Raw genomic sequence first — 14,837 nt, forward strand, 5'->3', positions numbered from 1 at the left:
TATGAGTTTATATGGACGGGAATTAATTATAGGAGGTAACATTTTGAGTTTAGTAAAGAAAAAGAATGACGATATTCGCATTATTCCACTTGGGGGCGTAGGCGAAATCGCTAAAAATATGTATATCGTCGAAGTAGACGATGAGATGTTTATGTTAGATGCAGGATTAATGTTTCCTGAAGATGAAATGTTAGGAGTAGATATTGTTATTCCTGACATCCAATATGTAGTAGAAAACAAAGATAAATTAAAAGGGATATTTTTAAGTCATGGTCATGAACATGCAATTGGTGCAGTGAGTTATATTTTAGAGCAAGTTGATGCACCAATTTATGGATCAAAACTTACTTTAGCTTTAGTTAAAGAAAGTATCAAAGAAAGAAATATAAAGAAAAAAGTACGATATTATACTGTAAATCATGATTCAGTGATGAGATTTAAAAACGTCAATATTACTTTCTTTAATACATCACATAGTATTCCAGATAGTTTAGGTATCTGTATTCATACTTCACACGGTTCAATTGTATATACAGGTGAATTTAAATTTGACCAAAGTTTACAAGGGCATTATGCTCCTGATATGAAACGCATGGCTGAAATTGGAGAAGAAGGTGTTTTTGCTTTGATTAGTGATTCAACTGAAGCAGAAAAACCTGGTTATAATACTCCAGAAAATGTCATAGAATCGCATATTTATGATGCATTTGCTAAAGTAAAAGGACGCTTAATTGTTTCATGCTATGCATCGAATTTTATTAGAATTCAACAAGTATTGAATGTTGCTAGTAAATTAAATCGTAAAGTATCTTTCTTAGGAAAATCTCTTGAAAGTTCATTTAATACTGCACGCAAAATGGGATATTTTGATATTCCTAAAGATTTATTGCTTCCAATCAATGAAGTTGAAAACTATCCTAAAAATGAAGTCGTTATTATAGCAACAGGTATGGAAGGCGAACCTATTGAAGCGTTGAGTCAAATGGCCCAACATAAACATAAGATTTTAAATATTGAAGAGGGCGATTCAGTTTACTTAGCCATCACTGCTTCAGCAAATATGGAAGTTATTATAGCCAATACGTTAAATGAACTTGTTCGAGCAGGTGCACATATTATTCCAAATAATAAAAAAATTCATGCCTCTAGTCATGGTTGTATGGAAGAATTAAAAATGATGATTAATATTATGAAACCTGAATACTTTATTCCTGTTCAAGGTGAATTTAAAATGCAAATTGCGCATGCAAAATTAGCAAATGAAGCAGGCGTTGCACCTGAAAAGATTTTCCTTGTCGAAAAAGGGGATGTGATTCATTTCGATGGCTCACACATGGTATTAAATGAAAAAGTAAATTCAGGTAATATTCTCATCGATGGCATAGGTGTAGGAGACGTTGGAAATATTGTGTTAAGAGATCGTCATCTTCTTGCAGAAGATGGTATCTTTATTGCAGTAGTAACATTAGACCCTAAAAATAGACGTATAGCTGCTGGACCTGAAATTCAATCACGCGGATTCGTTTACGTACGTGAAAGTGAAGAATTAATGCAAGAAGCGGAAGATAAAGTTCGAGAAATTGTGGAAGCTGGACTACAAGAAAAACGCATTGAGTGGTCTGAAATTAAACAAAATATGCGCGACCAAATTAGCAAGCTTTTATTCGAAAGTACAAAACGTCGCCCAATGATTATTCCAGTTATTTCTGAAATTTAAAAGATATACATTTAATAAAGAGGTCGGGACAATATCACTTTTATAAAATAATTAAAAATATAAACGTTTATCATTCTTATTTATAGATTCATTGATGTATTAAATTGAAAGTATATAAAAGATAAGACATTTACCCTAACTTTTATAGTGAACTCTATAATTTTAAAAGATGATTTGACTCATTTATTTTTAATTATTTAAAAATGGGCTTAAGAGTCTATGTGATACATATTGTCTCAACCTCTTTCATACTTTTAACTCTAAAACATAACTTACATTTTTTTATATTTTTGAAAATGTCATTATTATAATTAAAAATAAAAGAAGGTGTAACATTTGCCACGAACTAAGAAAAAAACAACGACTAGAAAAACCAATTCAAAAACGAAAACGAAACCACGCCAAACTAAAAAGAAAAAGCAACAAAAAACAGATAGTTCTATAAGGTATATTATTGCTATTATAATTGTGATTATATCTATTTTAGGAATATTTCAATTAGGGCTTGTTGGTAGAATGATTGATAGCTTTTTCAATTATTTATTTGGCGCAAGTCGTTACCTTACATATATTTTAGTAAGTTTAATTACGATTTATATTGCAATGCAAAGACATTTTCCAAAAACACGTCGTACATTCGGTCTCATTTTATTACAATTTGTATTACTGATTGTTTCTCAACTCATTTATTATTTTTCTAAAGGAGAAGTTGCAAAAAGAGAACCGGTATTGTCTTACGTCTATAAATCTTATGAACATACTCATTTTCCAAATTTCGGTGGAGGTATTATTGGCTTTTATTTATTAAAATTATTTGTACCTTTAATCTCTATTGCTGGGATTATCATTGTGACTTTGATTTTACTGATATCAAGTTTTATCCTATTACTAAAATTACATCATAGAGATGTGGCGAGAAACACAATTGATTATTTTAAACGTTCTACTCAGAGTGCCTCATCTACTTTAAAAGAAAAAAGAGAAGCAAATAAAATTAGAAGAGAAGAACGATTACGTGAAAAAGAAGAACAGCGTCAAGCATTGGCACACCAAAGAGAATTAGAAGAACAACAAAGGAAAGATGAAGTCATGAAAGATGTGAGTGACTTCCCAGAAGTGAAACAGCAACATGAAGATATTCCTATATATAGCCATCATGCAGCAACGGATGAAGAAAAAGTACGACCTAAACGTAAAAAACGTCAATTTGACATAGACCATCAAGATAAAGAACCTACGCATGTGTCTGCGTCAAATTCTATGAAAAAAGATAAAATAAAACACGTTTCTAATGATGACGATACGAATAATAGTTCGATCATAGAAGCAGGAGAAGTTGGCAATGTAGCCTATCACATTCCTCCTTTATCATTACTTAAACAGCCAACAAAACAAACGACAACTTCAAGAGCTGAAGTACAACGTAAAGGTCAAATATTAGAATCAACCATGAAAAATTTTGGAGTTAATGCTAAAGTGACTCAAATTAAAATTGGACCGGCTGTCACTCAATATGAAGTTCAACCAGCTCAAGGTGTTAAAGTAAATAAAATCGTTAATTTACATAATGATATAGCTTTAGCACTTGCTGCGAAGGACATTCGTATTGAAGCGCCTATACCTGGACGTTCAGCTGTAGGCATTGAGGTTCCAAATGATAAAATTTCTTTAGTTACGCTAAAAGAAGTTTTAGAATCAAAGTTTCCAGCAAAAAATAAATTAGAAGTCGGTTTAGGACGAGACATCTCCGGAGAACCAATGACTATTGAATTGAATGAAACACCTCACTTATTAGTGGCTGGTTCTACAGGTAGTGGTAAGTCAGTATGTATCAACGGTATTATTACGAGCATTTTATTAAACGCTAAGCCACACGAGGTAAAATTAATGTTAATTGATCCTAAAATGGTAGAATTAAATGTATATAATGGTGTTCCACATTTATTAATACCTGTAGTAACAAATCCTCATAAAGCATCACAGGCATTAGAGAAAATTGTAGCTGAAATGGAACGTCGTTACGATTTATTTCAACATTCGTCTACTAGAAACATTGAAGGATACAATCAATTTATAAGACGTCAAAATGAAGAACTTGATGAAAAGCAATCAGAACTTCCTTATATCGTTGTCATTGTTGATGAATTAGCAGATTTAATGATGGTGGCAGGAAAAGAAGTTGAAAATGCAATACAGCGTATTACACAAATGGCCCGTGCAGCGGGTATACATTTAATTGTAGCAACACAACGTCCTTCTGTAGATGTTATCACGGGGATTATTAAAAATAATATCCCTTCAAGAATTGCATTTGCTGTAAGTTCACAAACAGACTCTAGAACAATCATAGGCTCTGGAGGAGCAGAGAAATTATTAGGCAAAGGCGACATGCTTTATGTTGGTAATGGTGAATCCACACAGACACGTGTTCAAGGTGCATTTTTAAGTGATCAAGAAGTACAAGAAGTTGTAAATTATGTAGTTGAACAACAAAAAGCAAATTACGTAAAAGAAATGGAACCTGATGCTCCTGTAGAGAAATCAGAAATGAAAAGTGAAGATGCACTATATGATGATGCATACGCTTTTGTAATTGAGAAACAAAAAGCAAGTACGTCGCTTTTACAAAGACAATTCAGAATTGGATATAATCGTGCATCAAGATTAATGGACGATTTAGAGAGAAATAATGTTATTGGTCCACAAAAAGGCAGTAAACCAAGACAAGTTTTAATAGATTTTGAGAATGAAGAGGTGTGAGTATGACTGAATTGAACTCAGTTTTTAAAGTAAAAGAATATATTTTTAAAAAAATAAAAAATCATTCTTTAAAACCTGGTGATAAACTTCCTAGCAATTTATCCATTGCTAGAGAAGTTAACGTTAAAACAGATGATGTCTATGAAGCGATTGGAGAACTTATTATTGAACAAGTTTTAACTGATAATTTTGAAGAAGGAACAAGTATAAAGGCTCTACAGCCCTTTTATTATCCTTTAAATAAATTATTTAGTATTAGTGAAATGATTAAAAAAGCGGGATATGAAGCAAGTACAGAATATTTGAGTTTAGAGCAGCAACCCGCTTCTTTATTAGATGCAAAAATGTTAGATATTGAAGATAAGCAGCCTATAACAATTATTGAAAGACTACGTACTGCGAATCATCATCCAGTTATTTATTGTTTAGATAAGATTGCTGAACATCATTTAACTTGTACCGAATATCAAGAAAGTGATGGATCGATGCTTAATGCAATTGAACTTAATACTGGGCATAAGGTAGCTTCTGCTGAAACTGAAATTGAAGCAATCAGTTATGAACCTCATATTTCTAGCATATTGAATGCTGAACCACATGAGGGATTAATGTTATTAAAGGTTGTCCATTATGATGAAATGGGTAAACCTATTTTATACTCATTAAATTATATAAAAAGTAGCCTAGTGAAGTTTAAATTAACACGCACAAAAATTTAATAACAGGTAAAGGAGTGATTGATTATTTTGAAACAACATACTAATCATCAAATACATATTGATATTCTTCCAACTGAGAAATTTAAAACAACGATGATCACATTTAAATTTATGGCACCACTTGATTACGAAACAATTACTGCTCGTTCATTACTAAGTAAAGTATTGGTTCGTGCCACAAAAAAATGGCCAACAGATAAATCATTTAATAAACAATTATCAGAGCTTTATGGAGCTTATATTAATAGCTTTGTTTCTAAATTTAAAGATAAACATGTCATTACTATTTCTTTAGAAATTGTAAATGAACGTTATCTTAAAGATACTACACCATTATTTGAAAAAGGTTTGAATTTATTAAAAGAAGTCATCATGAATCCACTTGTTGAGAATAATTCATTCAACTCTACATTTGTTACTCAAGAAAAATCATTATTACATAAAAAAATAGAAGCGATGATTGACAATAAAGCGCAATATTCATTTATTAATTTATTAAAATATATGTTCAAAAATGAAGCTTATCGTTATTTAGCTATAGGTCAAATAGAAAATATTGCGCGTATTACAAATGAAAGTTTGTATGATACATATAAATCTATGATAAATAATGACATGTGTTCAGTGTATGTAGTGGGAAATGTAAATGAAAAAGAAGTTACATCACTCATAGAAAATTCATTTAGTCTTAGCTCAACGACGTTTGACTTTAATCATAATGTAAATACTGACTGTACCGACCAATCTACTGAAACAATCATTGAAAAAGATACCGTTGACCAAGCTAAATTAAATTTAGGTTATCGTTTTCCAACTCATTATGGAAACGAAGATTACTATGCACTTGTCGTATTAAATACTATGTTTGGCGGTGATCCTTCTTCAGTACTATTTAATGAAGTACGTGAAAAACAAAGTCTAGCTTATTCTATTCATTCGCAATTAGATGGAAAAAATGGCTATTTATTTGTATTAAGTGGTGTATCTGTTGAAAAATACGATATTGCAAAAACTACAATTATTGAAGAATTCGAGAAGTTTAAAGTAGGAGATTTCTCTGAAGAAAAATTAGCATTAGCTAAAAAAATTATCATTTCACAACGACAAGAAATTGCAGATAGACCTAAAGGTATTATTGAAGTCATGCAAAATCAACTACTTTTAAATCAGCCTCAATCAGATAAAGAATACATGGAATTAATTAATAAAGTGACTAAAGAAGATGTCGTTAAAATGGCAAATCAAGCCTATTTAGATACGATATATGTATTAACGAAGGGAGGTCAATCATAGTGCAAGAACAATATTATGAATTGATTGATGAACGCGTCTATAAACATGAACTAAATAATGGATTACGCTTATTTGTAATTCCTAAAAAAGGATTTCAAAAAACATATGTGACCTATACAACTCAATTCGGTTCGTTGGATAATACATTTAAACCTCATCATAAAGATCAATATGTGACTGTACCAGATGGAGTAGCACATTTTTTAGAGCATAAGTTATTTGAAAAAGACAATGATGAAGATTTATTTACTGCATTTGCCAATGATAATGCTCAAGTCAATGCATTTACAAGTTTTGATCGTACGAGTTATTTGTTTAGTGCAACTGATCAAGTTGAACGAAATATTCTACGTTTACTTGATATGGTGGAAACACCCTATTTTTCAAAAGAAACAGTAGACAAAGAAAAAGGAATTATTGCTGAAGAAATTAAAATGTATCAAGAACAACCAGGATATAAAATTATGTTCAATACATTACGCGCAATGTATCATCATCATCCAATTAAAGTAGATATTGCAGGTAGTGTTGAGAGTATTTATAGTATCACTAAAGATGATTTATACTTATGTTATGAAACGTTTTATCATCCATCCAATATGGTATTATTTGTCGTAGGAGATGTGGATCCTAAACGCATTTGTAATGTTATTGAAGAACATGAAAATCGTCGTCATAAAACAAATCAACCTTCTATTCAAAGAGGAGCAATAAAAGAACCAAATGAAGTAGTTCAATCATTTGTATCTGAAAAAATGAAATTACAGTCTCCACGTTTAATGCTAGGGTTTAAAAATGAACCTTTGGATGAAGCACCTGAGAAATATGTTCAAAGAGATTTAGAAATGACTTTATTTTTTGAACTCGTATTCGGTGAAGAAACAGATTTCTATCAATCTCTTCTTAATGATGATTTAATTGATGATTCATTTGGATATCAATTTGTTCTTGAACCTACTTATAGTTTCTCAATTATTACAAGTGCTACTCATGAACCAGATCAATTAAAGGATAGGTTACTTACTGAATTAAAGAAATATAGAGGAAACTTAAAAGATTCAGAAGCGTTTGAATTATTGAAGAAGCAGTTTATTGGTGAATTTATCTCTAATTTGAATTCCCCAGAATATATTGCAAATCAATATGCAAAATTGTATTTTGAGGGTGTAAGTGTATTTGATATGTTAGATATTGTAGAAAATATTACTTTAGATAGTATTAATGAAACTGCTAAACAATATCTAAATATTGATCGTCTTGTTGATAGCCGTTTGGAGATAGATTAAATATGAAGGCATTAGTATTTGGTGGTTCTGGTAGTATTGGTAGTGCGATTGTAGATCGTTTATTAAAAGAGGGATATGAAGTAGTACTTCAATATTATCAATCTGATATTTCATCCTTAGAAAAAAAGTATAAAGGTGAAGCCGTAGAATTCATTCAAATGGATTTGACTCATGATATTGATTTAAATGATATATTTAGTCATATAAAACAGTTAGACTGTTTAATTTATAGTAGTGGTACATCATTATATGGCATGCTACAAGATATGAAAGATAAAGAGATAGATGAATGTTATCATATTCATGTCAAACAGTTGATTCGATGCTGTCGATATTTCATAGACCTATTGAGAAAAAGTACAAATGGTAGAATTATTGTTATCTCATCAATTTGGGGCGAGACGGGAGCAAGTATGGAAACTATTTATTCAGCAATGAAAAGTGCTCAAATTGGATTTGTAAAGGCCCTCAGTCAAGAGCTAGCATTGACGAATGTCACTGTGAATGCTATAGCACCTGGTTTTGTTTCAGGACGTATGGCTAAAGCATTCAGTGATGAAGACAAAGCAGTTATCTTATCTGAACTACCACAACAAAGAATGATAGCTCCACAAGAAGTAGCACATGTGTGTGCTTATTTATGCCATCCTAATGCTAAGAGTATTACAGGAACAGTCCAAAAGGTTAATGGTGGTTGGTATATTTAAAAAGTATCCTAAATTTTAAATGCAGATTTGACGATTCGTTTTTTATAATCAATGATATAATAAATTTAATTATATAAGGGGAATATTTCAAATTGTATTTAAACAAGGGGTTGGTTAGATGACTGTTGCTAAAAAAAAGGAATGGTATTTAGAATACGAGATAATTGTTAATCGGGCTGGACTTTTAGGCGACGTATCGAGTTTACTTGGTATGTTAGGAATTAGTATTATTACTATAAATGGTGTTGATCAAGGGCGTCGTGGATTACTTATTAAGACAGATAGTCTTGAAAAAGTCACACGTTTTGAAAATATCATTCATGAATTGAAAGAAATAGAAATAACAAAGTTAAGAATTCCAGAGTTACGTGATCGTTTAGCAGTGCGTCATGGTCGCTATATTGAACAAGATGCTGGTGACAAAAAAACATTTCGTTTTGAACGTGAAGATTTAGGTTTACTTGTCGACTTTTTAGCAGAATTATTTAAAGAAGATGGTCATAAATTAATAGGTATTAGAGGGATGCCTCGTGTTGGAAAAACAGAATCGATTGTCGCAGGTAGTGTCTGTGCGCATAAACGATGGCTATTTATAAGTTCAACATTAATTAAACAGACAGTTCGTAGTTCTCTTATAAAAGGTGAATATGATGCTAATCATGTTTATATTATTGATGGTGCGGTAACTGCTAGAGAAACAAATCCTAAACATCAACAGTTAGTTGAAGAAGTGATGACTTTACCGTCAATAAAAGTAGTTGAGCATCCAGATTTATTTATAGAAACAAATCAATATAGCATCGATGATTTTGATTATATTATCGAGCTACGTGAACATGAGAATCAAAAAATTGAATATGATCACATGAAACAACAAGTTAAACAACAAGCAATTAAAAGCAAAAACACATTAGATTTTGGAGAAGATGTGTTTGGCGGTGGCTTCGGTTTTTTTGAGTAATGAAGGTGGAGGCGTCAAAAGTGAAAACAATTGGTGAAACCTTAAAAGGTAGAAGAGAAAGATTAGGAATGACATTAACAGAATTAGAACAACGTACACAATTAAAGCGAGAAACGTTAAAATATATTGAAGAGAATAAATTTGATCAACTTGCCAAAGTGGATTACGCTGAAGGTTTTATTAGACGTTATGCAAGTGTAGTTAATATGGATGTAAATCAACTCATTAAAGTGCATCATGAAGAAATTCCTAATCAACATAATCAACTCGATACACTTTTACATCATTATCGACACAACGAAGTGCCCGAATATCGTACTAAAAATAAAGAACCTATTCAATTATTGATTATGATTAGTATTGTTATAATTATTACTTTTATTATGTGGGTATTAGCAGTATTATTAATATAATATACATATAAATTAAGAAATGAGGTATTAAAATGAATATACCTAACCAGATTACAGTTTTTAGAGTGATTTTGATTCCAGTATTTATATTATTTGCTCTAGTAAACTTTGGTTTTGGAAGTGTATCTGTATTAGGTGGATATGACATAAGAATAGAGCAACTTATTGCTGCTATTATTTTTATTGTAGCTTCTTTAAGTGATTTTTTAGATGGTTATTTAGCAAGAAAATGGCAACTTGTGACAAATATGGGTAAGTTTTTAGATCCATTAGCGGATAAATTATTAGTTTCTAGTGCTCTTATTGTTATGGTTCAATTAGGGCTAACTAATTCAGTTGTAGCAATTATTATCATTGCTCGTGAGTTTGCGGTTACAGGTTTACGTTTACTTCAAATTGAACAAGGATTTGTGAGTGCAGCAGGCCAATTAGGTAAAATTAAAACAGCTGTTACAATGGTAGCAATTATTTGGATTTTACTTGGTGATTTATTCTCAAACTGGATTGGATTCCAATTAGGACAAGTATTATTATACATTGGCGTATTCTTTACAATATTATCAGGAATTGAATATTTCTATAAAGGTAGAGATGTGTTTAAGCAATAAAAGTATAATCAAATAAAGTGAAATGTAATGAGAGTCGCATAAAATGACTCTCATTTTTTTGAGTTATTTTTTAGATTATATAATAGATTAAGTATAAAATATGAATTAAGACTATATAAGGGAGAGGGACATATGAATATATCTATCATAGCAGTAGGTTCAGAATTATTATTAGGTCAAATAGCAAATACAAATGGCCAATATTTATCAAAACTTTTCAATCAAATTGGAAAGAATATAGTTGAACATACAGTTATCGGTGATAATCCTGATCGTTTAGAATTTATTATTAGAGAAGGACTAAAAAGATTTGACACATTAGTGCTCACTGGTGGATTGGGCCCAACTAAAGACGATTTAACTAAACAGACAGTAGCAAAAGTATTAAATAAAAACTTAGTGACTAATGAAGAAGCATTAAATTATATTGAAGATTTTTTCAAAGAACAAGGGCAAGAAATGACACCTAATAATAAACAACAAGCACTTGTAGTAGAGGGAGCGAAAGTATTAAAAAATCATTATGGTATGGCTCCAGGTATGTTTATTGAAATGGATAATAAAAAAGTAATTCTGTTACCTGGTCCTCCGAGTGAAATGCGACCTATGGCTAAAAATGAGTTGCTTCCATTACTTATAGATAATGACAATACTATTTTTTCAGAGCAACTGAGATTTGCAGGAATTGGAGAATCGAAAGTTGAAACAGAACTTATGGATTTAATTGAAAAACAAACTAATCCTACGATAGCTCCGTTAGCAGGGAAACATGAAGTATATATTAGATTAACAGCAAATGCTTCTACACAAAGTGAATGTAAAACATTGATTCAACCTATAAAAGAAGAAATACTAGAACGAATTGGTCAATTTTATTATGGTTCAGATGACACATTGTTAGAACAATCTGTAATGGAACAAATGAATTCTACAGTAAGTATATATGACGGGGTAACGGATGGAGCGATTTATACTCGTTTAAAACGCTTTGATAAACAAAATATATTAAAAGGAATATTACCAGATAATGATATATTTTTAAATCATCATTCAAGTATTGAAATGCAATTAAGAGACGCCTCTTCATATGTAAAAGATTTATATAAAACTGAAATGGGTATAGCAATATTACATGAGAAAGAGGAAGTTTATCTAGCAATTAATACAAAAGATGATTTTAAAATGACTACATTTAAGATAACACAATCAAGAAATATACTGCCCAACAGAAGTCAAAATTATGTATTAATAAGATTATTAAATTGGCACTAAAATGTACTTAAATTAAAAAATGGTTATAATTTTCGGGCACATTTGTTCGATTTTGTATTCATTGTTCTCTTTTTATACGAACAAATATTCGCAAAATACTTGTGTTTGAATATGGTTAAGAGTATAATATATATATAATATTAAATAGATAACTATCTCATATAGGAGGTTTCGCTTTGGATAATGATCGTCAAAAAGCTTTAGATACAGTTATAAAAAATATGGAAAAATCCTTTGGTAAGGGTGCAGTAATGAAATTAGGCGATAATAAAGGTCGTCGTGTATCTAGTGTATCAAGTGGTTCAGTTACTTTAGATAATGCACTAGGTGTAGGTGGTTATCCTAAAGGAAGAATTATTGAAATATATGGTCCTGAAAGTTCCGGTAAAACAACAGTAGCACTTCATGCCATTGCTGAAGTACAAAAAAATGGAGGCGTTGCTGCGTTTATCGATGCTGAACATGCACTTGATCCAGTATATGCTGAAGCATTAGGTGTTGATATAGATAATTTATATCTTTCTCAACCCGACCATGGTGAACAAGGTTTAGAAATAGCAGAAGCTTTCGTAAGAAGTGGAGCAGTTGACATTGTTGTTGTAGACTCAGTTGCTGCTTTGACTCCTAAAGCTGAAATTGAAGGTGAAATGGGAGATACACATGTTGGTCTTCAAGCACGTTTAATGTCTCAGGCTTTGCGTAAACTTTCAGGTGCAATTTCAAAATCAAATACTACAGCTATATTTATTAACCAAATTCGTGAAAAAGTTGGAGTAATGTTTGGTAATCCAGAAACTACACCAGGTGGTAGAGCATTAAAATTCTATAGCTCAGTACGTTTAGAAGTGCGTCGTGCAGAACAATTAAAACAAGGTCAAGATATTGTAGGTAACAGAACTAAAATTAAAGTTGTTAAAAATAAAGTAGCACCACCATTTAGAATTGCTGAAGTAGATATCATGTATGGTCAAGGTATTTCAAAAGAGGGCGAATTAATTGACTTAGGTGTAGAAAATGATATTGTCGATAAATCTGGTGCTTGGTACTCATATAATGGTGAGAGAATGGGTCAAGGTAAGGAAAATGTTAAAACATATCTTAAAGAAAACCCTCAAATTAAAGATGAAATCGATCGCAAATTACGTGAAAAATTAGGCATTTTCGATGGTGATGTTGAAGAAAATGAAGATAAATCATCACAAACATTATTCGATGAAGAATAATGTTAAATTTTTAATGCTTTAACTAGAATATACTTAAAAATATTAAAATTATTTTGTGTGAGAGTGAATGATGAGTTCGAAATGAATTCAATGTCACTCTCTTTCTTTTATAAGTATGTGTAGTGAAATTGAAGTGAAATTTCATATCTTGACACTACTGAGTACATAAACGTACAATTAATATGTATATTATTTATACAATTTATAAAAAATCATAGAGATTTTAATATACAAGCAAATACCTAGAAAAAGGAGGTGTTTATGTGAATTTATTAGACCTCCTACTCATTTTGCTGGGGATTATTCTAGGGGTTGTTGTAGGGTATTTTTTAGCCCGAAATATATTACATCAAAAGCAAATTCAAGCTAGACAAACTGCTAATGATATTATTAAACAAGGACAAAAAGAAGCAGATAATATCAAAAAAGAGAAATTATTAGAGGCAAAAGAAGAAAATCAAATCATTAGAGAACAAGTTGAAACAGAGCTACGTGAAAGACGTAGTGAGCTTCAAAGACAAGAAGCCCGAAATCTTCAAAAAGAGGAAAATTTAGATCGTAAATCAGAATTATTGGATAAAAAAGATGAGATTTTAGATCAAAAAGAATCCAAAATTGAAGAAAGACAACAACAAGTAGATGCAAAAGAGAGTAGTGTTCAGACGTTAATAATGAAGCATGAACAAGAATTAGAACGCATCTCCGGTCTCACTCAAGAGGAAGCAGTTAATGAACAACTTCATAGAGTGGAAGAAGAACTGTCACAAGATATTGCAGTGCTTGTTAAGGAAAAAGAAAGAGAAGCTAAAGAAAAAGTTAACAAAACAGCAAAAGAATTGTTAGCTACTACTGTACAAAGATTAGCTGCTGATCATACAACGGAATCTACTGTTTCAGTAGTTAATTTACCAAATGATGAGATGAAAGGTCGAATTATTGGTAGAGAAGGTAGAAATATTCGTACTTTAGAAACGTTAACAGGTATCGACTTGATTATTGATGATACTCCTGAAGCAGTGATTTTATCTGGATTTGATCCAATTAGACGTGAAATCGCTAGGACTGCATTAGTGAATTTAGTCTCTGATGGAAGAATTCATCCAGGTCGTATCGAAGAAATGGTAGATAAAGCTAGAAAAGAAGTAGATGACATCATTAGAGATGCAGGTGAACAAGCAACATTTGAAATCAATGTTCACAATATGCATCCAGATTTAGTGAAAATTTTAGGCCGCTTAAACTATAGAACAAGTTACGGCCAAAATGTCTTAAAACATTCTATGGAAGTTGCACATCTTTCTGGAATGTTAGCTGCTGAATTAGGCGAGGATGTTAGTTTAGCAAAAAGAGCTGGATTACTACATGATGTAGGTAAAGCAATTGATCATGAAGTTGAAGGTAGCCATGTTGAAATTGGTGTTGAATTAGCTAAAAAATACGGTGAAGTTGAAACTGTTATTAATGCGATTCATTCACATCATGGAGATGTTGAACCAACATCTATAATTTCAATTCTAGTAGCTGCTGCAGATGCATTATCGGCCGCGCGTCCAGGAGCACGTAAAGAAACACTTGAAAATTATATTCGTAGATTAGAACGCTTAGAAACTCTTTCAGAAAGTTATGAAGGTGTTGAAAAAGCGTTCGCAATTCAAGCTGGTAGAGAGATTAGAGTTATTGTTTCTCCTGAAGAAATAGATGATTTAAAATCTTACCGATTAGCTAGAGATATAAAAAATCAAATTGAAGAAGAATTACAATATCCAGGACATATTAAAGTGACAGTTGTTAGAGAGACTAGAGCAGTAGAGTATGCGAAGTAATTTTTAAAATTAAATAGGGACTCACTGAGTACTAAAAAACCTGAGACATATTTAA

At 31.3% G+C, this 14,837-nt stretch carries 11 protein-coding genes and 2 pseudogenes; all 13 read left to right on the forward strand.

The window, feature by feature from the left end:
- Positions 1-43 precede the first annotated feature (43 nt).
- The gene (gene rnjB, locus NR218_RS02095) at positions 44-1,717 is read left to right on the forward strand and encodes a ribonuclease J2 (RefSeq protein ID WP_017174616.1); all 1,674 of its coding nucleotides are present in this window, start codon (positions 44-46) and stop codon (positions 1,715-1,717) included.
- Positions 1,718-2,053: 336 nt separating this feature from the next.
- A pseudogene (locus tag NR218_RS12700) lies at positions 2,054-2,726 on the forward strand (cell division protein FtsK); the annotation flags it as partial.
- Positions 2,727-2,803: 77 nt separating this feature from the next.
- Positions 2,804-4,477: pseudogene (locus NR218_RS02100) on the forward strand (DNA translocase FtsK); the annotation flags it as partial.
- Positions 4,478-4,479: 2 nt separating this feature from the next.
- On the forward strand, positions 4,480-5,196 hold the full coding sequence (locus NR218_RS02105) for a GntR family transcriptional regulator (protein ID WP_048762400.1): 717 nt from the start codon (positions 4,480-4,482) through the stop codon (positions 5,194-5,196).
- 93 nt (positions 5,197-5,289) lie between these two features.
- Complete coding sequence (gene yfmF, locus NR218_RS02110) at positions 5,290-6,489, forward strand: EF-P 5-aminopentanol modification-associated protein YfmF (protein WP_371089566.1); 1,200 nt, start codon at positions 5,290-5,292, stop codon at positions 6,487-6,489.
- Complete coding sequence (gene yfmH, locus NR218_RS02115; protein ID WP_131565942.1) at positions 6,489-7,775, forward strand: EF-P 5-aminopentanol modification-associated protein YfmH; 1,287 nt, start codon at positions 6,489-6,491, stop codon at positions 7,773-7,775. The genes yfmF and yfmH overlap by 1 nt, the downstream gene beginning before the upstream one ends.
- A 2-nt stretch (positions 7,776-7,777) precedes the next feature.
- Positions 7,778-8,482: an elongation factor P 5-aminopentanone reductase gene (gene ymfI / locus NR218_RS02120; RefSeq protein ID WP_019835106.1), complete on the forward strand. Its 705-nt coding sequence runs from the start codon at positions 7,778-7,780 to the stop codon at positions 8,480-8,482.
- A gap of 118 nt (positions 8,483-8,600) precedes the next feature.
- Positions 8,601-9,443, forward strand: a complete 843-nt coding sequence (locus NR218_RS02125) for a DUF3388 domain-containing protein (protein WP_002448864.1) — start codon at positions 8,601-8,603, stop codon at positions 9,441-9,443.
- 20 nt (positions 9,444-9,463) lie between these two features.
- Positions 9,464-9,856, forward strand: a complete 393-nt coding sequence (locus NR218_RS02130) for a helix-turn-helix domain-containing protein (RefSeq protein WP_017174622.1) — start codon at positions 9,464-9,466, stop codon at positions 9,854-9,856.
- Positions 9,857-9,888: 32 nt separating this feature from the next.
- Positions 9,889-10,464 (forward strand): CDP-diacylglycerol--glycerol-3-phosphate 3-phosphatidyltransferase, encoded by a 576-nt coding sequence (pgsA, locus tag NR218_RS02135; protein WP_017174623.1) that lies wholly within the window; start codon positions 9,889-9,891, stop codon positions 10,462-10,464.
- 132 nt (positions 10,465-10,596) lie between these two features.
- A complete protein-coding gene (locus tag NR218_RS02140) occupies positions 10,597-11,736 on the forward strand; it encodes a CinA family nicotinamide mononucleotide deamidase-related protein (protein ID WP_145438580.1) in 1,140 nt (379 codons plus the stop codon).
- Between the two features lie 176 nt (positions 11,737-11,912).
- Entirely contained in the window at positions 11,913-12,959 is a 1,047-nt protein-coding gene (gene recA, locus NR218_RS02145; RefSeq protein WP_002448773.1) for a recombinase RecA, read from the forward strand.
- A gap of 263 nt (positions 12,960-13,222) precedes the next feature.
- The gene (gene rny / locus NR218_RS02150) at positions 13,223-14,782 is read left to right on the forward strand and encodes a ribonuclease Y (protein ID WP_002448856.1); all 1,560 of its coding nucleotides are present in this window, start codon (positions 13,223-13,225) and stop codon (positions 14,780-14,782) included.
- The last annotated feature ends 55 nt before the right edge of the window (positions 14,783-14,837 follow it).

The sequence above is a fragment of the Staphylococcus sp. SUC_1.2 genome, assembly GCF_026222585.1.